The sequence below is a fragment of the Acidisoma sp. 7E03 genome (assembly GCF_054665075.1).
This window is the reverse complement of the sequence record NZ_BAAFHE010000002.1, coordinates 532,137-549,904: the sequence shown is the minus strand read 5'-3', so window position 1 is coordinate 549,904 and position 17,768 is coordinate 532,137. Positions and strand designations below refer to the sequence as shown.

The 17,768-nt window shown below is 69.0% G+C and carries 17 protein-coding genes; 6 read left to right on the top strand and 11 right to left on the bottom strand.

Features of this window, described 5'->3' with window-relative positions; translation table 11 throughout:
* The first annotated feature begins 186 nt into the window (after positions 1-186).
* Positions 187-651, top strand: coding sequence for a DUF2147 domain-containing protein (locus ACYQ6W_RS05450; RefSeq protein WP_459674036.1), 465 nt, complete (start codon positions 187-189; stop codon positions 649-651).
* A gap of 13 nt (positions 652-664) precedes the next feature.
* Here ACYQ6W_RS05450 and ACYQ6W_RS05445 read toward each other — a convergent pair whose 3' ends face one another.
* Positions 665-2,833 carry a protein-disulfide reductase DsbD family protein gene (locus ACYQ6W_RS05445; protein WP_459674034.1) on the bottom strand — a complete coding sequence of 723 codons (2,169 nt, stop codon included), beginning with the start codon at positions 2,831-2,833 and terminating at the stop codon, positions 665-667.
* An 80-nt stretch (positions 2,834-2,913) separates the two neighbouring features.
* Between ACYQ6W_RS05445 and hrpB the strand changes: the two genes are divergently transcribed.
* From hrpB to ACYQ6W_RS05425, 4 genes are all read left to right on the top strand, one after another.
* Positions 2,914-5,349 carry an ATP-dependent helicase HrpB gene (gene hrpB, locus ACYQ6W_RS05440; protein WP_459674033.1) on the top strand — a complete coding sequence of 812 codons (2,436 nt, stop codon included), beginning with the start codon at positions 2,914-2,916 and terminating at the stop codon, positions 5,347-5,349.
* A gap of 59 nt (positions 5,350-5,408) precedes the next feature.
* Positions 5,409-6,785, top strand: a complete 1,377-nt coding sequence (gene hemN, locus ACYQ6W_RS05435; RefSeq protein ID WP_459674032.1) for an oxygen-independent coproporphyrinogen III oxidase — start codon at positions 5,409-5,411, stop codon at positions 6,783-6,785.
* A gap of 136 nt (positions 6,786-6,921) precedes the next feature.
* Positions 6,922-7,398 (top strand): hypothetical protein, encoded by a 477-nt coding sequence (locus ACYQ6W_RS05430; RefSeq protein ID WP_459674031.1) that lies wholly within the window; start codon positions 6,922-6,924, stop codon positions 7,396-7,398.
* Between the two features lie 98 nt (positions 7,399-7,496).
* Positions 7,497-7,880 carry a RidA family protein gene (locus ACYQ6W_RS05425; RefSeq protein ID WP_459674029.1) on the top strand — a complete coding sequence of 128 codons (384 nt, stop codon included), beginning with the start codon at positions 7,497-7,499 and terminating at the stop codon, positions 7,878-7,880.
* Here the strand turns inward: ACYQ6W_RS05425 and ACYQ6W_RS05420 are convergent.
* The 7 genes from ACYQ6W_RS05420 to lepB all read right to left on the bottom strand — a co-directional run bounded on the left by ACYQ6W_RS05420 (position 7,877) and on the right by lepB (position 13,519).
* Complete coding sequence (locus ACYQ6W_RS05420; protein WP_459674028.1) at positions 7,877-8,323, bottom strand: DUF1810 domain-containing protein; 447 nt, start codon at positions 8,321-8,323, stop codon at positions 7,877-7,879. The two genes, ACYQ6W_RS05425 and ACYQ6W_RS05420, sit on opposite strands and share 4 nt — an antisense overlap.
* A gap of 62 nt (positions 8,324-8,385) precedes the next feature.
* Complete coding sequence (gene rpiA, locus ACYQ6W_RS05415; protein ID WP_459674027.1) at positions 8,386-9,102, bottom strand: ribose-5-phosphate isomerase RpiA; 717 nt, start codon at positions 9,100-9,102, stop codon at positions 8,386-8,388.
* A 3-nt stretch (positions 9,103-9,105) separates the two neighbouring features.
* Complete coding sequence (locus ACYQ6W_RS05410) at positions 9,106-10,128, bottom strand: NADP-dependent oxidoreductase (RefSeq protein ID WP_459674026.1); 1,023 nt, start codon at positions 10,126-10,128, stop codon at positions 9,106-9,108.
* A gap of 52 nt (positions 10,129-10,180) precedes the next feature.
* Positions 10,181-11,053: a D-amino-acid transaminase gene (locus tag ACYQ6W_RS05405; RefSeq protein WP_459674025.1), complete on the bottom strand. Its 873-nt coding sequence runs from the start codon at positions 11,051-11,053 to the stop codon at positions 10,181-10,183.
* 35 nt (positions 11,054-11,088) lie between these two features.
* Positions 11,089-11,994 carry a GTPase Era gene (era, locus tag ACYQ6W_RS05400; protein ID WP_459674024.1) on the bottom strand — a complete coding sequence of 302 codons (906 nt, stop codon included), beginning with the start codon at positions 11,992-11,994 and terminating at the stop codon, positions 11,089-11,091.
* On the bottom strand, positions 11,991-12,824 hold the full coding sequence (gene rnc / locus ACYQ6W_RS05395) for a ribonuclease III (RefSeq protein WP_459674023.1): 834 nt from the start codon (positions 12,822-12,824) through the stop codon (positions 11,991-11,993). The genes era and rnc overlap by 4 nt, the downstream gene beginning before the upstream one ends.
* Positions 12,776-13,519: a signal peptidase I gene (gene lepB, locus ACYQ6W_RS05390; protein ID WP_459674022.1), complete on the bottom strand. Its 744-nt coding sequence runs from the start codon at positions 13,517-13,519 to the stop codon at positions 12,776-12,778. Before lepB ends, rnc begins: the two co-directional genes overlap by 49 nt.
* Before the next feature lie 162 nt (positions 13,520-13,681).
* Between lepB and ACYQ6W_RS05385 the strand changes: the two genes are divergently transcribed.
* The gene (locus ACYQ6W_RS05385; RefSeq protein WP_459674057.1) at positions 13,682-15,487 is read left to right on the top strand and encodes an ABC-F family ATP-binding cassette domain-containing protein; all 1,806 of its coding nucleotides are present in this window, start codon (positions 13,682-13,684) and stop codon (positions 15,485-15,487) included.
* A 158-nt stretch (positions 15,488-15,645) separates the two neighbouring features.
* Here the strand turns inward: ACYQ6W_RS05385 and ACYQ6W_RS05380 are convergent, their stop codons facing one another.
* The 3 genes from ACYQ6W_RS05380 to ACYQ6W_RS05370 all read right to left on the bottom strand — a co-directional run bounded on the left by ACYQ6W_RS05380 (position 15,646) and on the right by ACYQ6W_RS05370 (position 17,706).
* Complete coding sequence (locus ACYQ6W_RS05380) at positions 15,646-16,377, bottom strand: class I SAM-dependent methyltransferase (protein WP_459674021.1); 732 nt, start codon at positions 16,375-16,377, stop codon at positions 15,646-15,648.
* Between the two features lie 9 nt (positions 16,378-16,386).
* Positions 16,387-16,866, bottom strand: coding sequence for an invasion associated locus B family protein (locus tag ACYQ6W_RS05375; protein WP_459674020.1), 480 nt, complete (start codon positions 16,864-16,866; stop codon positions 16,387-16,389).
* 66 nt (positions 16,867-16,932) lie between these two features.
* A complete protein-coding gene (locus tag ACYQ6W_RS05370; RefSeq protein ID WP_459674018.1) occupies positions 16,933-17,706 on the bottom strand; it encodes a CHAP domain-containing protein in 774 nt (257 codons plus the stop codon).
* Positions 17,707-17,768: the final 62 nt, after the last annotated feature.

Genomic DNA, 17,768 nt, shown 5'->3' with positions numbered 1-17,768 from the left:
ATGGGCCCGCTCCGCAGACGACGTCCTCTGGCGCCGCTCCAAGCTCGGCCTCCGCCTCACCCCAGACCAAACCGCCCGCGTCCAAAACGCGATGGAGGCACTCTCGCACAGCCTCGCCCGCGCGGCGTGAACGGGGCAGCCGGGAGGCTGGACGCGCCCCGGTGACGCCGTGTTAGTTTCGGCCGCATGCAGAAGCTGTTCAGTCTCGGGCTTGGCCTCCTGACCCTCGCGGCGCTGGCGCGGCCCGCCGCGGCCGCGCCGCCGGATCCGAGCGGCCTGTGGTCCACTGGCCGCGATCAGGCCGTGGTGCAGATCTACCATTGCGGCGAGAACACGCTGTGCGGGGCCCTGGTCGGCTTTCCCATGGACCATCCGGGCGATCCCCTGCCGCAGACCTGGGACCACAAGTCCCAATGCCGCTTCGTCTTCATCCGCAACCTGCACCCGCGCACGCGCGCCTGGATGGGCAGCATCGTCAATCCGCAGAGCGGCCACAGCTACAGCGCCAAGGTGCGCCTGATGTCACAGGACCAGCTGCGCCTGCGCGGCTATTTTCTGCTGCCCATGCTCGGCGCCACCCGCTTCTGGTCCCGCTATACCGGCCCGATGCCGCCGGCCGACTGCCGGATGCCACCCCATTCTCTCGGCTGAGGCCGAGGCGCGCTCAGCCGCCTCGCCCGGTGCTCGCGAGCTGGCCTGAGGAAGCCGCCGCGCCATCCGCCGTCGCGCCGATCGTCCGTAGGACGAGCCCTGGGGTGAGAAGCTGCGGCAGCGTCACCGCCGGGGCGCCGCGTGGCGGATAATAGACGTAGAGCGGCACGCCATCCCGCCCATGCGCCTTGAGATAGGCGGTGATCGCGGGGTCGGCATTGGTCCAGTCCCCCACGAGATAGGTAACGCCTTCGCGCTGAAAGCCGCGCTGCACGTCCGCCCGGTCCAGCGCCACCCGGTTGTTGACGAGGCAGGTGACGCACCAGGCCGCGGTCAGGTTGACGAAGATCGGCTTGCCCTCGCCCCGTAGCTCGGCCAGACGCGGGATGGAGAAGGCTTCGGCCGTCGCCGGTCCCTGCGCCGCCGCGCCCCCCCGCAGATCCTGCGCCGTCCACAGGATCGCGGGCAGCGCGACCAGGGCGACGGCAGCGAGACCCGCCGCGATCCGGCCGCCGAGCTGGGAGAGCCAGGCCGCGAAGGCGATCAGCAGCAGGCCGCCGCCGAGGGCGAGCAGAAGGGAGGGCCCACCCTCCTGGGAGGCGACCCAGACCAGCCACAGCACCGTCGCGTAGATCGGAAAGGCGAGCGCCTGGTGCAACACCTGCATCCAGCGGCCCGGCCGCGGCAGAATGCGGCCGATGGCCGGGGTCAGGCTCAGCACGACCATGGGCAAGGCGAGGCCCACACCCAGGGCCAGGAAGATCAGCAGCCCGGGCAGTGGCGGCCCGGCCAGGGCCGCGGCTAGCGCCGCCCCCATGAAGGGGGCCGTGCAGGGCGTCGCGACCACCGCCGCCAGCACGCCGCTGAAGAAGCTGCCCGTCGCGCCGCCGCCCGTGGTCAACCCCTGACCGAGCCCGATCCAGCGGCTGCCGATGGCGATGGCGCCCGAGAAGGAGAGGCCGACGGCGAAGAGCAGCCAGGTGATGGCCAGCACGAAGACCGGCGACTGGAACTGGAACCCCCAGCCGGCGGCGATGCCGGCTTGACGGAGGCCGAAGAGCAGGCAGCCGAGCAGCAGGAAGCTCAGCACCACCCCGAGACCATAGGAGAGGCCGAGGCGGCGGTTACGCGCTTCCGCCCCATGCGCATGCTGCGCCAGGTGCGCGGCCTTCATCGCGAGAACAGGGAAGACGCAGGGCATGAGGTTGAGGATCAGCCCGCCCAGGAAGGCGGCCCCCACCAGGGTGAGATAGCGGGCCGAGGTGACGGTTGCGAGCAGCATGGACCACAGCGCATGATCCGGTATCCGTACCGGGGGAATGCCGGGCTGGGCGGTGATCGCGGCCGCCGTCTCCGTCCCATCCGGCGCCGTCAGCGCCAGCAGCCCCGCGAGGGGCGCCTGCGGCTGGAAGGCAGAATCGGGATGCAGGCGCAGGATCAGCCGACCGTGATCGAGCCGCAGCGGCTGGTAATAGTCGGGGTTGATCTGCCCCGGTGCGTTCGGAAAGAAATAGGCGGAGGCGACGGTGCCGGAAAAGGCTTCGGCGCCGTCGACGCTGAGCTTGCCGTCCGGCTCGATCCAGCCCTTCCAGGGGCGGGAGAGAGGCATCCGCTTCTCGGCCGCCTTGAACAGCGCAGCCTGCGGAGCCAGCGCGGGCTGCGCCTTTACCGGCAGAGCCAGGGAGAAGGTGGCGCTGCCCGGCACGCAGATGTCCTTGCAGACCAGCCACTGGGCCGCAACCTGCAGATGGTAGGTGCTTCCCCTGAGGTCCTTGGGCGGCGTGACGGTGAGCGGTAGCAGCACCGGCTCCATCTTGCGGGTATAGCCGTAGCTCGTCACCGGCCCGTCGTTGATGACCTTCGGGGTCGGCCATTGGATCGGACCGGCCGTACCGCCCTCGGGCAAGGTCACCGCCATTTGCGGCGCAGCCCCCGCATCTCCGGGATTGGCCCAGTAGATGTGCCACTTCTGCCCGAGGTCGAAGAGCAGGCCGATGCGGAAGGGTTGGCCCGGCGCCACGGCATCGACGTCCGACACCAGGCTGACCTCGTTGTTCAGCGTCGTCGCCGGCAGGCTTTGCGCGGCCTGCACCGCACGCGGCACCAGGCCCAAGACGAGCATCGCCCCCAGGACGAGCCATGCGCCGAGAGGGAATTTCGCCGGGCGGCCGGAATGTGTCATGCACCTCTTTTAGCGGCCTGCAGCCGCAGCCTCCAGGGTTACGGTAGAATGCCGGTGCCCCCGAAACCGGAACGCCTCGTTTGCCTAACGATCCCAGCCCGACCCTGCCCGTCGCCGAGGCCCTGCCCCGGCTGCTCGCGCATCTCGCCGAAGGCCCCAATGCCGTGCTGGTGGCGCCCCCGGGCGCCGGCAAGACCACGACGGTGCCGCTCGCCCTGCTGCAGCGCGGAGACTGGACCACCGGCCGCATCGTCATGCTCGAGCCGCGGCGCCTCGCGGCCCGCGCCGCCGCCCAGCGCATGGCGACCCTGATCGGCGAGCCCATGGGCCAGACCGTGGGCTTCCGCACGCGCATCGAAAGCGCGGTCTCGGCGGCCACGCGCATCGAAGTGGTGACCACCGGCCTCCTCGTCCGCCGGCTGATCGGCGATCCCGGCCTCGATGGCATCTCCGCCGTCATTTTGGACGAAATTCACGAACGCTCGCTGGAGGCCGATCTCGCCTTGGCGCTCTGCCTCGACGCCCAGCGCCTGCTGCGGCCCGATCTGCGGCTGCTCGCCATGTCGGCCACGCTGGACGGCGCCCGGCTGTCGGAGCTGATGGCAGCACCGGTCGTGGAGAGTGCGGGCCGCATGCATCCGGTGGAGATCCGGCACGAGAAGCGGGACATCGCCCAGCCGCGCGACCTGCCGGACGCCATGGCGCGCGCCATCCGTGCGGCACTGGCCGAGGCGGAGGGGGACATCCTGGCCTTCCTGCCGGGCATGGGCGAAATCCGCCGGACGGAAGCGGCCCTGGCCGGTGTCGCCGCGCGCGTGCTGCCGCTGCATGGCGACCTGCCCCCGGCCGCCCAGGAACTCGCGCTCCGCCCCGCCGAGGGGCGGCGCGTGGTGCTCGCGACCTCGATCGCCGAAACCTCGCTGACGGTGCCGGGCGTGCGCATCGTCATCGATGGCGGCTATCGCCGCACGCCCCGGCTCGATGGTACGAGCGGCCTCACGCGTCTCACCACTGAGCGGATCAGCCGCGCCGCGGCCGATCAGCGCGCCGGACGCGCCGGACGCGAGGCGCCGGGCCTCGCCATTCGCCTGTGGACGACGGCGACCCATCGCGGGATGCGCCCCTACGACCGGCCGGAAATCCTGGAGGCAGAGCTTGCGGGCCTCGTGCTGGATTGTGCGGCCTGGGGCACCCCGCCGGCGGCTCTCCCCTTCCCCGATGCGCCGCCGGAAGGCGCGCTCGCGGCTGCCCGTGCACTGCTCACCGATCTCGGCGCCCTCGCGCCTGATGGCACCGTCACGACGCTCGGCCAGCGGATGAGCGCGCTCGGCGCGCATCCGCGCCTCGCCGCCATGATGCTGGCCGCCGAAAGCCCGACCGAGCGGGCTCTCGCCTGCGATCTCGCGGCGCTGTTGGAGGAGCGCGACCCGCTGCGCGGCGGGCCGGACGCGCCGGCCGACGTCACCCTGCGGCTGGAGGCGCTGGCCGAACGGAGCGGCGCCGAGATCGACCGCGGCACCCTGCACCGCATCCGCCAGGGCGCGCGGCAGTATCGCGCCCGGCTCGGCCTGCGCGGCGATGCGGTCGCGGCCGGGGACCCGGCACCGCTGATCGCGACGGCCTTCCCCGACCGGCTGGCCCAACGCCGCAGCGAGCCGGGCAGCTTCCGCCTCTCGGGCGGCGGTGGCGCCAAGCTGCCGGCCGCCGACACGCTGGCCCGCGCCGGGCTGCTGGCCGTTGCTGCACTCGAAATGAAGACCTCGGCCCGCATCCGCCTGGCCGCGCCGCTGGACCCCACGGCTCTCCCCGCGCATCTGGCCGCCCGGGTGACGGAGACGGTGGAGACCAGCCTCGATCCCGTTACCGGCAGCATCCTCGCCCGCCGACGCCGCCGGCTCGGCGCCCTGGTGCTGGAAGACCGCTCGGGACCACCGGATGCGACGGAAGCGGCGGAGGCCTTGCGGGAGGCGATCCGCAGGGACCCGAGCCGCCTGCCCTGGACCGACGCGGCCCGCGGCATCCAGGCGCGGCTCGGACTGATGCACGGCCTGGAGCCGGAGGTCTGGCCCGCGAGCGACGACCAGAGCTTGCTTGCGCACCTCGACGACTGGCTTACCCCGCATCTGCACGGCCTCACGCGCCTCGCCGACCTCGCCTCCCTCGATCTCGCCAGCCTGCTGCTTGACCGGCTGGACTGGTCTCTGAGGAGCCGGCTAGACCGGGAGCTGCCGACCCATCTCGCACTGCCCGGCGGACGGGCGGCGGTCGATTACAGCGAGCCGGTGCCGATCGCGGCCGCCCGCGCCCAGCATTTCTACGGACTGAAGGAGACGCCAAAGCTTGCCGGCGGCCGCGTGCCCCTGCGCCTCGCCCTGCTCTCCCCGGCCGGGCGGCCGATCGCCCTGACGGCGGACATTGCCGGCTTCTGGCAAGGCGCCTGGGCGGATGCGCGGCGCGACATGCGCGGCCGCTACCCCAAGCACGATTGGCCGGAAAATCCGGGCGAAGCGGGCTGATGCCCGCGCCTTGATCCCGATCAAGGCGCGGGCCACCGGACGCATGCGATCCTTCCCGCATGATGCCGCAGCCCGCCGCCCCGCCCGACCTCATCGCCCGCTATGACGGGCGGGTGCCGCGCTACACGAGCTATCCGACGGCGCCGCATTTCCACCCCGGTATCGGCGCCGAGACCTATGCCGAATGGCTGGCCGCCCTGCCCGAGGGGCAATCCGTCTCGCTCTATCTGCACGTGCCCTTCTGCGAGCGGCTGTGCCTCTATTGCGGTTGTAACACGGCGGTGATGCGGCGCGAGGCGCCGAAACGCGCCTATGCCACCCAGCTGATGGCCGAGATCGAGACGGTGACGGCGCTCATCGGCCGCCGGGTGGAGGTGCGGCAGATCCACTGGGGCGGCGGAACGCCGACCGCCATGCCGCCCGATTGCCTGACGACGATCATGGCGCATATCCGCCAGCGCTTCGCGGTTGCCCCAGATGCGGAGGTCGCCATCGAGGTTGACCCGACGACGCTGAGCGAAGCCTGCCTCGCCGCCATGCGGCAGATGGGCGTCAACCGCGCCTCCGTCGGTGTGCAGGATTTTGACGAGGGTGTGCAGGCGGCGATCGGCCGCCAGCAGAGCTTCGAGGAGACGGCGGCCGCGATCGCCGGGCTGCGCCGCATCGGCGTGGGCTCCATCAACCTCGATCTCATCTACGGGCTGCCGCGACAGACGGAAGGCTCCGTCATCCGCACGGCGCGCCAGGCGATCGGCCTCGGTGCCGAACGCGCCGCCGTCTTCGGCTATGCCCACGTGCCCTGGATGAAGAAGCATCAGGCGTTGATCCCGGAGACCAGCCTGCCGGGGGCCACCGCCCGCCTGGCGCAAGAGGCCGCGATCCGCCAGATCCTGGAAGAGGAAGGCGGCTACCTGCCCGTCGGGCTCGATCACTTCGCCCTGCCGCAGGATTCCATGGCACGCGCGATGGCCGAGGGACAGTTGCGCCGCGGCTTTCAAGGCTACACGACGGATACGGCGCCCGTGCTGATCGGCCTCGGCGCCAGCGCCATCGGCAGCCTGCCGCAGGGCTATGTGCAGAATGCGACACAGCCTGTGGCCTATGCCGCTGCGCTGCAGAAGCAGTGGCTGGCAACCGCGCGGGGCGTTGCGCTTACCGCGGATGACCGGCTGCGCCGACAGGTGATCGAAGCGATCATGTGCGGCCAAAGCGTCGATCTGGTGGCGGAGGCCGCAGAGATGGGAATGAGCCCCAGCCCTTTGCTGCAGGACGCAGGATCGCTCGCCACCTTCGCCGCCGACGGTCTGGTGGAGTGGGACGGCCGGCGCCTCACCATCACCGGGCGCGGCCGAAGTTTCGTGCGCAACGTGGCGGCCCTTTTCGACGGCTACCTCAAGCAGCCGGCCGAAAGCCCGCGGCACGCGCGCGCACTCTGACGGCACGGGAAGCGACCGGCGCCGTCTCATCCTTTCTTGATCGCCAGCCAGAGCGTCTCAAGACATCGGGACTCGGTTCCGATTGAATTTCCGCCCTCATCTGGCGACCTTTCGAATAGTGACGAGGGAGATTTTCATGATCATGACGACCAAGAACAAGATGATGATGCATCTGAATGCGCCGGCCGCGTCCCTGCGGACCTGCGCGCTGGCCGCCGCCCTGGGGGTGAGCCTGGGTGCCGCGCCCGTCTTCGCCGCCGTCCCCGGCGGCCATGCACAGGGACGCTTGGCCGGTCAACAATTTGCGCAAGCGGGTGGTGGCGGCGCCGGCAGCGGCTCCGGCGTGGGCACTGGGGCAGGCGGCACCGGGTCGGTCGGCATGGGCGGCGGCACGCCTGGGGGCACGGATGCCGGCACGGCCGCAGGGGCCGCGCCTTCGGCGAATGCCGCGCCCGGCAGTGGCACGGGTGACGCAGGCGTCAGCGCAGCGGCCGCCGCAAGCCCCACCGGTGGCGGTGGCTGGTGGGGTCTGGTCGGCCTCCTCGGCCTCTTTGGCCTCGCGGGCGCGAGACGCCGGTCCTCCCCCGTCTCTGGAACGCGCACCGGGCCATGAGGCCGTCTCGCGCGGCTGTCGCGGCACCCGGGCTTGCCATAGGATCGCGGTGGGCCACCGGATAGGCCGGCGGCCCGTCGCACCGAGAGAGGCTTCCCATGCGCCGCCTGATTTCCTCCGGCTCCCCCTTCGAGGCCGAGATCGGCTATTCCCGCGCCGTAGTGGTGGACGACTGGATTTTCGTCTCCGGCACCACCGGCTTCGATTATGCGACGATGACGATCTCGGAGGACGTCGCCGAACAGACGGAGCAGACGCTGAAGAACATCGCCGCGGCTCTGGGCGAGGCAGGGGCAAGCCTCGCTGACGTCGTACGCGCCAATTACGTGCTGCCGAACGGGGCCGACTTCCCGGCCTGCTGGCCCGTTCTGCGCCGCTATTTCGGAGAGGTTCGGCCCGCATCGATGGCGATCGTGGCCGGGCTCGTCGATCCGCGCATGAAGATCGAAATCGAAGTCACGGCGCGCAAGCGCCGAGACTAGCCTCCCCCAGGCCGGATGACCCGCGCGCGCTGCAACAATTCCAGGGTGCGGGGGTCGCCACGACCGTGAAAGAAGGTATCCAGCGCCTCCCTGAAGCTGGTGCTGGGATGGGCGCGATCGAACAGGGTCATCGAGGAATGGAACTTCATGTCGTCGGGATTGCCGAAGATCGAGAGCGGTGAGCGCTCGCCCAACCGGTTGACGATCCGCGTGCATTCCAGCAGGCGCCGGCCAAGGATGGGATGGCTCAGATAATCCCGCGCTTCATTCAGGCCGGGGATGCCGAACTGCTTCGACATCAGGCTACTGCCGAGGCCCACAAGCTGTGGGAAGATGAACCACATCCAGTGCGTCTGTTTGCGCCCAGCCCGCAACTCCCGCACCACCTGGTCGTAGACCGGCGCTTGCGCCTTTACGAATTGATCGAGATTGAATTGCGGCACGCTGACGACCCTTCCCCCGCAGGCGATCGCGGAGAAGGCGCCTGCTCAGGCTCCTGCGCCGCTCATTCGTAGACGATCGTCCGCACCGTGCCGTCCGGCTGGCCTATGATCGCGGAGCGGGCGATATCGATGAACAGCCCGTTTTCGACCACGCCCGGAATACGGTTCAAGGCAATCGCTAGCGCTTCGGGATGCTCGATACGCCCGAGTGCGCAGTCCAGGATGTAATGCCCGCTGTCCGTAACAAAAGGTGAATCGATCCCGCCACGCAGCGTAATCGCCGCTTCCAGGTAACCGCTCTCCACCAGCAGGCCGCGCACCAGCCGCTCCGTCGCGCGCCAGCCGAAGCGCACCACCTCCACCGGCAGGGGAAACGCGCCCAGCGTCGCCTTGGTCTTGCTGTCGTCGATGACGGCAACGAAGCGGCTGCCCGCCGTCGCCACGATCTTCTCCCACAGCAGATTGCCGCCGCCGCCCTTGATCATCTGGCCCTGCGGGTCAATCTCGTCGGCGCCATCCAGCACGAGGTCGAGTTCGCCGACCTCGTTCAGGTCCGCCACCGGCACGCCGACCTCGATGGCCAGCGCCTTGGTCGTCTCGGAGGTCGGCACGCCGGTGATCTTCAGCCCTGCCTGGCAGCGCAGGCCGAGGCTGCGCACGAAGCGGCGCAGCGTGGTGCCGGAGCCCAGGCCCACCAGCATGCCGTCCTGCACGAGGGCCGCCGCGGCATCCGCCGCCGCCTGCTTGGCCGCATCCTGCGGGCTCAGGGCTTCCGTCATGGCTCAGACCCCCTTGGCGGGTTCGGCGACGCGGATCACGAGCTTGCCGAAGTTGTGGCCGCGCAGCAGTTCGATGAAAGCATCGGGCGCGTTTTCCAGCCCGTCCACCACATGTTCGCGAAAATGCAGGCTGCCGTCGATGACCCAGGGGGTCGCCATGGCCCGCCATTCCTCGAACCGCGCCATCCGGTCGGTCACGATGAAGCCTTCGATGTGCAGACGCTTCTTCACGACGGACATCAGATTGGGACCGGGCCGGTGCTTCGTATCGTTGTACTCGGCGACCATGCCGCACATGATCATCCGGCCGAAGTCGTTCAGCAGCGGAAAGACCGCCGCCTGCAGATCCCCTCCGACATTCTCGAAATAGACGTCGATCCCGTTCGGGCAGGCATCCCGGAGCGCTGCGTCGAGGTCCATCACCGCGCGATGGTCGATGCAGTCATCGAAGCCGAGGGTTTCCTGCACGTAGAGGCATTTGTCGGCATTGCCGGCAACGCCGATGACGCGCGCACCGGCGCGCTTGGCGATCTGCCCCGCGACCGCGCCCACTGCACCGGAGGCGGCCGAGATCACCACCGTCTCGCCCTTCTTCGGCTTGCCGATCTCGGTCATGCCGGCATAGGCGGTCGCTCCCGGCATGCCGAGCACGCCGAGATAGGCGGAATAGGGTGCGCCGCCCTTGGGGATCTTGAACAGCCGCTCGCCCGGGGTGACGATGTGGCTCTGCCAGCCGAAGGCGCCGGCCACCACGTCTCCGGGCACGAAACGCGGATCGGCGGATTCCACCACCTCGCCCACCGTCTCCCCCGTCATCGGCGCGCCGATCGCAATCGGCGCGGCGTAGGAGGGGGCATCGCTCATGCGGCCGCGCATATAGGGATCGAGCGAGAGCCAGAGCGTGCGCGTCAGCACCTCGCCCGGCCCGGGATGCGGCGTCGCCTCCTCCGAGAGGGCGAAATTCTCCCGCGTCGGCGCGCCCTTGGGGCGGCTCTGCAAAATGATCGAGCGGCGAAGCGTGCTCATGACGGACCGTCCTTCCCTATCCGGCCCTCGGGCCGGCCTTATCCTGCGGCGCTCAGGCAGCGTTGGGCAAGCCGCCCAGAACATGGCGGCTGAAGGCCGCGAAGAGCCGCCGGGTGACCGGACCCACCGCACCATCGGCGACCGCCGCACCGTCCACGCGGGTGATGGGGCGCACGAAGCTCGTGGCGCTGGTGATGAACACTTCGCGCGCGGCGCGCAGCTCTTCCGCGCTGAAGGCGCGTTCCTCGAGCGTCACCCCTTCCCCGGCCAGAAGCTCAGCCAGTGCGGCGCGGGTGCAGCCGGGCAGAATGTCGTGGCTCAGCGGCCGCGTGCGCAGCCGGCCGGCAGCATCGACGATCCAGATGTTGGAGGAGGCGCATTCGGTGACCATGCCCTCGGCGTCGATGAAGGCCGTCTCGAAGGCACCGGCGTCCTTCGCCGCCTGCTTGGCCAGGACATTGGGCAGCAGGTTCACCGTCTTGATGTCGCAGCGGTCCCAGCGCTGGTCGGGCCCGGTGATGATCGCCGTCGCCCAGGCATCCACGTCCTTCGGGAAAGGCGGCAGTGCCCGCGCCGTCACCACCAAGGTCGGCCGCGTGCCGGCCTTGGGGAAGACATGCTCGCGCCGTGCCGCTCCGCGCGTCACCTGGATATAGATCAGCCCGCTCTCGCGGATGTGGTTCCGCACCATCACCTCGCGCAGCACACCCTCAAGCGCGCGGCGGCCGATCGGCATGGTGATGCGGGTTTCGCCCAGCGAGCGTTCGAGACGCGCGAGATGCTTCTCCGCGTCAATGAACCGGCCGCGGGCGACATAGACGACCTCGTAAATCCCATCCCCGAAGAGGAAGCCGCGATCCTCGACCCGAACCCGGGCTGCCGCCAGCGGCAGGTAGCGGCCATTGACATAGGCGATGCGGCTCATGAGCAGTCCAGTCCGTCAGGGGTTCGGGCGGCGCCTCAGTCGTCGAGACCGAGCGCGCGGAGATGCTGGGTCTTCTCGTCCCACCCCGCCCGCTCCTTCACGTTGAGGAAGAGATGGACGCGACGGTCGAAGAGCTTTGAAAGTTCGACGCGGGCGCGCGCGCCGATCTCCTTGATCCGCGCGCCGCCGGCGCCGATCAGGATGGCCTTGTGCCCGGGGCGGGAGACGGTGATGACGGCATCGATGCGCACCGAGCCGTCGCGCCGCTCCTGAAAGCTCTCGGTCTCTACCGTGGTTTCGTGCGGCACTTCCTGATGCGTCTGCAGCAGGATCTGCTCGCGCACGATCTCGGCCGCCAGCAGCCGGTCCGGCAGATCGGTGAGGTCGTCATCCGGATAGAGATGCGGGCCTTCCGGCACGGCGGCCGCCAGCGCATCACGCAGCTCGGCGACACCGTCGCCCGTGGTCGCGCTCACCATGAAGGTCTCTGTGCAGGGGATGCGCTTGTTGATCTCGGCGATGAGCGGCAGCAGGCGCGCAGGCTCCACCAGATCGACCTTGTTGAGCACCAGCCATACGGCGCGCTTGCTGTCGGCGAGCTTCTGGATGATCGCATCGGTCAGCTCGGATATCCCGGCCTTCGCATCCACCAGCAGCACGGTGAGGTCGGCATCCTGCATGCCGGTCCAGGCGGCGTTGACCATCGCCCGGTCGAGCCGGCGCTTCGGATTGAAGATGCCCGGCGTATCGACGAGCAGGATCTGCGAGGCGCCCTGCATGAGGATGCCCATGATGCGGAAGCGCGTGGTCTGCGCCTTGGGGCTGACGATGGAGAGCTTCGCCCCAGCGATGCGGTTCAGCAGCGTCGACTTGCCGGCGTTCGGTGCGCCGATGATGGCGACGAAGCCGCAGCGGGTGGTCTCGGTCGGCTGCGTGCTCATGGCTTTTTCGGTCCTGATGTCTTGCGGGCGGCGGCTTCGCCGTCCGTAGCCTCCTTCATGCGGGCGAGCAACGTTTGCGCGGCCGCCTGCTCCGCCGCGCGTCGGTTGCCGGCCTCGCCGGTCGCCGCCGCACCGCCGAGGCTCACGCGGATGACGAAGCGCGGCGCGTGCGAGGGGCCTTCCTGTGCCGCGATCTCATAAGAGGGCAGGCCGAGACCGCGCGCCTGGCCCCATTCCTGCAGCGCCGTCTTCGCATCCTTGGGCGGCTCGGCCTCAGCCTTCATGGCGGCGAGGAAATGCTGGCGCACGAAGCGGTGCACCGGGTCCAGCCCGGCATCGAGAAAGAGCGCGCCGAGCAGCGCCTCCACCGCATCGGCGACGACGGAGGCGCGGCGGCGTACGCCGGCGCGCGCCTCCCCAGGCGCGACGGCCAGCAGGGCCGGCAGGCCGAGGGTCTCGGCAATCTCGGCGAGGACGGGCTGGGAAACGAGATGGGCAAGGCGCCGGCCCAGCGCCCCTTCCGCCTCGCGCGGATACTGCTCGCTGAGCCAGAGCGCCATGCTGAGGCCGAGCACGCGGTCGCCGAGGAATTCGAGCCGCTCGTTGGAGAGAAACCCACTGCCGGCGGCCGACCGGTGGGTCAGCGCTTCCTGGAGAAGGCGGGGGTTGGCGAAGCGATGGTCCAGCAGAGCTTCGGCCGCGGCCAAGGTGTCGTCACTGATGGCGGCGGCCGGCAGGGGAACGGCCCTTCCCTGCGGCGCGCCGCCGGCACGCTCAGACGTCAATGGATCGGACGGAAGATGCGGCTCCAGCGGATCTCGAACGGCCATTCCCAGAATTCCCACCAGGGGTAGCGGGCATCGATCGAAAAGAAGATGAAGTCCGCCTTGCCCACCAGATTCTGCACGGGAATATAGCCCACCGCATCCAGCACCCGGCTGTCGAGACTGTCGTCGCGATTGTCGCCCATGCCGAAAACGTAGCCCGGCGGCACGTGATAGACCTGGGTATTGTCGAGCGGCCCGTCATCGGAAGCCTTGAGGATGGGGTGCTTCAGCCCGTCCGGCATGGTCTCGATGTATTTCTTGAGCAGCATGGGCGGCCCGTCATTGTCGCCCTCGGTCATGTAGGTGCCGTCCGGGTCGCGCGGCAGCTCCTTGCCGTTGATGTAGAGATGCCCCTGGATCATCTGAATGCTGTCGCCCGGCAGGCCGACGATACGCTTGATGTAGTCGATGCTCGGGTCCCGCGGCAGGCGGAAGACGGCGACATCACCGCGCTTGGGCAGGCTGCCGAAGATGCGGCCCTGGAAGAGATTGGGCGAGAAGGGGAAGGAATACTTGGAATAGCCGTAGCTGAACTTGGAGACGAACAGGTAATCGCCGACGAGCAGCGTCGGGATCATGCTGCCGGACGGGATATTGAACGGTTCGTAGAGGAACGTTCTGATGAAGATCGCGATCAGTGCGGCATAGATCACCGTCTTGAGGCTGTCGCCCCAGCCGCCTGCTTTACGCTGAGCCATAGGAGTTTCTGACCTCATAAGACGCTGAGGCGATGTCGCGGAAAGGTGTGGGCCTGTCAAGCAAGGGCAGCCCCGCATGGAGGAAGCGTCACCCGGCGCCTCGGGTCAGCTGCGCCGGCGCCCCGCTTGCGCGAGGCGGCCGGGATCGGCGACAAGCCCGCCATGGCCCCTCCTCTGCTCATGCTCCAGGACATTCACGTCAATCTCGGCAGCACGCCGCTGCTGCGCGGGGCGGAGCTCGGCGTCGGTGCGGGGGACCGCATCTGCCTCATCGGCCGCAACGGTTCCGGCAAATCGACGCTACTGAAGATCGCGGCCGGGCTACTGCCGGTGGACCAAGGAACGCGCTTCATCCAGCCCGGCGCCACCATCCGCTACCTGCCGCAGGAGCCGGACCTTTCCGGCTTCGCCAGCACCCTTGCCTATGTCGAGGCCGGCATGGGCCCAGGCGACGACCCCTACCGCGCCGTCAGCCTGCTCGCCGCCCTCGGCCTCACCGGGGAGGAAAGCCCAGCCCATCTCTCGGGCGGCGAAGCGCGCCGCGCCGCCCTCGCCCGCGCCCTGGCCCCCGAGCCCGACCTGCTGCTGCTCGACGAGCCGACCAACCATCTCGACCTGCCGGCCATCGAATGGCTGGAAAGCGAACTCGGGCGGCTGCGCGCCGGCCTCGTGCTCATCAGCCATGACCGGCGGCTGCTGACCAATCTCGGCCGCTCCCTCGTCTGGCTCGACCGCGGCACGACCCGGCGCATCGACCGCGGCTTTGCCGCCTATGACGACTGGCGCGAAGAGCTCTTGGCGCAGGAGGAGGCCGAGCACCACAAGCTCGCCCGGCAGATCGCGCGCGAGGAAGACTGGATGCGCTATGGCGTCACCGCCCGGCGCAAGCGCAACGTCCGCCGCGTCGGCGAACTCGCCGCCCTGCGCCAACAGTATCGCGACCGCCAGACCATCGCGACGGGCGCGAAGATGGCAGCGAGCGAGGCCGAAGGGTCGGGCAAGCTCGTCTTCGTCGCCGAGGGCGTGTCCAAAAGCTATGACCGGCCGATCGTGCGGGATCTCGATCTGCGGGTGATCCGGGGTGATCGGCTCGGCATCGTCGGCCCCAACGGCGCCGGCAAGACGACACTGCTCAAGCTGCTGACCGGACAGATCGAACCTGACCGCGGCAGCATCCGCATCGGCACCAATCTGGAGATGGTGACGCTGGACCAGCAGCGCGCAGCACTCGATCCCGCGCGCACCCTGGCCGACACGCTGACCGACGGGCATGGCGAGATGGTGCAGGTGGGCACCGAGAAGCGCCACGTCATCGGCTATATGAAGGACTTCATGTTCAAGCCCGAACAGGCGCGCACGCCCGTCGGCACGCTGTCGGGCGGCGAGCGCGGCCGGCTGTTGCTGGCCTGTGCCCTCGCCCGCCCCTCCAACCTGCTCATCCTCGACGAGCCGACCAACGATCTCGATTTCGAGACGCTGGATCTGCTGCAGGACATGCTGGCCGAATATGCGGGCACGGTGCTGCTGGTGAGCCATGACCGCGATTTCCTCGACCGCGTGGTGACCGCGACGCTCGCCGCCGAAGGGGACGGGCGCTGGACCGGCTATGCCGGCGGCTATTCGGACATGATGGCGCAACGCCAGGCCGATCTGCCGGCGCGTGGCGCGGCCCAGGCGACGACGGCGAAGGCGGCGGCGCCCACCGAAAGGGCGGCCGCGACGCCTGGCTCGCGCAAGATGAGCTTCAAGGACGTCGATGCGTTGAAGAAACTTCCCGGGCAGATGACCAAGCTGCAAGGCGAAATCGCCAGGCTGCAGACGCTGCTTGCCGATCCTGAACTCTATGCCAAGGATGCGAAGGCCTTTGCGGCGGCCTCTGAAAAGCTGGCGACCGCGGAAGCCGAACTCGCCGCGGCCGAAGAACGCTGGCTGGAACTGGAAATGCTGCGGGAAGAGCTGGGGGGATAGGGTTTGTCCGCTGTGGCTGGCGGGGCCCCGTCACCGTCACCCGCAGCTGTACCCGTTGCGAAGTCAGTACGTTGTCGGAGCACTCAGTTGGGTAGATGCCCGGCTCAAGGCCGGGCATGACGATTTTAAAAAGACGTTTCTTTCGAGCTCTGAAGGCTCTATCCCGCGATCACGATGATCTCGGGACTGGCCGCCGTGAAATCGCGGCCGTGCCAATCGCCATAGACCGCGATCTCCTCGAACCCCGCAGCGCGCAGATGGCGCAGGATCGCCTCCTGCGAGAGGAAGAGCAGCGTCGAATCGCTCCATGCCTCACCTTCCGGGAAGACGAAATGATTGCGAAAGGTCACGCGCGGGCCTGGCTCTTCCGAAACGATGGACGTGAAGACCCGCACCGGCAGTCCGCGGTCGTCGGTCACGATGTCGACGTCCTCCGGGGTCCAGCCGTCCCATTCCCGTACCAGCGGATTGCGGCTCTCGAACATGAAGCGCCCGCCGGGCAGGAGGTGACGCCGAACGGCCGCCATCGTCTCCGCCACCGCCGCCTCCGTCACGAGGCACTGGAAGGCATGGCCGGTCATGATGACGGTATCGAACTGCATCGCCTCGGGCAGAGCCGCGATGGTACCGTGGCGCCAGTCGATCATCGCGCCGTCCGGCGTCCGGCGCCCGAAATCCAGCATGCCGGCCGCGGGGTCGAGACCCGTCACCTGATGGCCGAGCCGCGCCAGCCGGCGCGCGAGCAGCCCCGTGCCACAGCCGAGATCGAGCACGCGCCGCGGCGCCGGGCCCAGGCGCGTTTCGTAGAAGGCGTGGTCGTGATCGGCGCCGTTCATCCGGTCATAGAGGGCGACGAGCCGTGCCTCGTGATACTGCGCGTCCTGCCGCATGCCGCGGCCTCAGCCCACGCAGGTCTTGCGCATGGCGTCATAGGCGGCGGCAAAGCCGCGTAGGCTGAAGACCTCGTCCCGGCTGCCAGCAGGCCCAGGCACATGCGCCTTCATGCCGCGCCGGAAGGCAGCGATGGCGGCGTCCGATTCATTGGCATAGGCATATTGGCCGCGCGTGTGGAAGCCGAGATGCTTGGTGCCAACCCCCATGGTCAAGGCCTTCTGTCCAGCGCCGTAATGCTGGCAGGGGCTCAGCACCACACGGTCATGCCGCGGCGGCGCATGCGTCACCACCAGAACCGCGACGCCGCAGCGACCCTTGCCATGATGGGTCCTGAGAGCCTGGGTAAAGCTGTAGCAGATGCGATGACCCTTGGCGGTGTAGCTCGACACCGCCCAGTCCTTGAAGCGCGCGACATGCTCCGCCGCATGGGCGGGCGCCGTGGCCAGCATCAGCAGGCCGATGGCCGCCGACAGAGGTATCTTCACCGCCCTATCCTCCGCGCGGACTCAAACCCGGTCCAGCCCGGGCCTGAGCCAATGACGCTGCGCCGGTTAGCGCAGCGAGCGATCCGGCGCCGATTCCGAAATCGCCGTCGGGCCGAAGCTCGGCGCCGAGGCGAACTGCACCGTCTGGGACCAGCCACCCGTGCCGGCCAGCGCGGTCGCCGCCGCGTCACGCGCGGTGGAGGCCTCGGCCATCATCGTCTCGTCCGGGCGACGGCCATAGATGAAGCCATTGGTCTCATAGACCGAACCATAGCGGCCGCTATGGCCGATTTCGACTCGAACCGCCGTCCAATCGTTGTCGGGCGAGACGTCGATCACCGAGACCGACTTGGAAATATCCCCGTGGCGCTGCCCGGGGGCCGGCCAATGCGCCTGGGTGATCAGGATCTTCCGTGGGCTCACCGTGTCGGTCACCACCGCGACGTGGCCGAGCCACATGCCGCGCGTGCGCTTGAAGCTCAGCACGGCCCCAGGCTCGGGCGCCTGCCCGCGGTCGTAGCGCCCGTCGGCTTGCCGCCACCAGGTATAGGCATCGCCCTTGAGCTCGATGCCGGACACCCGCCGGGCATAGGGCACGCATTGCAGCCAGGTGACCCGGTGGGCGGCCTGCCGGCCATGGCTGCGGGCGGCATAGTGGCGGGACGCATGTGTCGTCCGATGCGCGACATGCGTGCGCTTCGCATGATGCGTCGCCTTGGCCGAAGCGTGCTTGGCGTGATGCGACGCCGCCTCGGCATGGCTCGTCTGACCGATGAGACAAGCAACCAGAGCCGAAGCGAGGAGGAGCTGGCGACGAATACCGTTGTGTAGTCGAATCATGAAGCCTTCAGTCTTCGCCTAGAAACCATCATATCCACGCACTGCGGATGATAAAACAACGA

Excerpts from the sequence above, each read along its gene's own strand:
- ACYQ6W_RS05450 (WP_459674036.1), top strand. The coding sequence starts at position 187 with ATGCAGAAGCTGTTCAGTCTCGGGCTTGGCCTCCTGACCCTCGCGGCG.
- ACYQ6W_RS05445 (WP_459674034.1), bottom strand. The coding sequence starts at position 2,833 with ATGACACATTCCGGCCGCCCGGCGAAATTCCCTCTCGGCGCATGGCTC.
- hemN (WP_459674032.1), top strand. The coding sequence starts at position 5,409 with ATGATGCCGCAGCCCGCCGCCCCGCCCGACCTCATCGCCCGCTATGAC.
- ACYQ6W_RS05430 (WP_459674031.1), top strand. The coding sequence starts at position 6,922 with ATGATCATGACGACCAAGAACAAGATGATGATGCATCTGAATGCGCCG.
- ACYQ6W_RS05425 (WP_459674029.1), top strand. The coding sequence starts at position 7,497 with ATGCGCCGCCTGATTTCCTCCGGCTCCCCCTTCGAGGCCGAGATCGGC.
- rpiA (WP_459674027.1), bottom strand. The coding sequence starts at position 9,102 with ATGACGGAAGCCCTGAGCCCGCAGGATGCGGCCAAGCAGGCGGCGGCG.
- ACYQ6W_RS05410 (WP_459674026.1), bottom strand. The coding sequence starts at position 10,128 with ATGAGCACGCTTCGCCGCTCGATCATTTTGCAGAGCCGCCCCAAGGGC.
- ACYQ6W_RS05405 (WP_459674025.1), bottom strand. The coding sequence starts at position 11,053 with ATGAGCCGCATCGCCTATGTCAATGGCCGCTACCTGCCGCTGGCGGCA.
- era (WP_459674024.1), bottom strand. The coding sequence starts at position 11,994 with ATGAGCACGCAGCCGACCGAGACCACCCGCTGCGGCTTCGTCGCCATC.
- rnc (WP_459674023.1), bottom strand. The coding sequence starts at position 12,824 with ATGGCCGTTCGAGATCCGCTGGAGCCGCATCTTCCGTCCGATCCATTG.
- lepB (WP_459674022.1), bottom strand. The coding sequence starts at position 13,519 with ATGGCTCAGCGTAAAGCAGGCGGCTGGGGCGACAGCCTCAAGACGGTG.
- ACYQ6W_RS05385 (WP_459674057.1), top strand. The coding sequence starts at position 13,682 with ATGGCCCCTCCTCTGCTCATGCTCCAGGACATTCACGTCAATCTCGGC.
- ACYQ6W_RS05380 (WP_459674021.1), bottom strand. The coding sequence starts at position 16,377 with ATGCGGCAGGACGCGCAGTATCACGAGGCACGGCTCGTCGCCCTCTAT.
- ACYQ6W_RS05370 (WP_459674018.1), bottom strand. The coding sequence starts at position 17,706 with ATGATTCGACTACACAACGGTATTCGTCGCCAGCTCCTCCTCGCTTCG.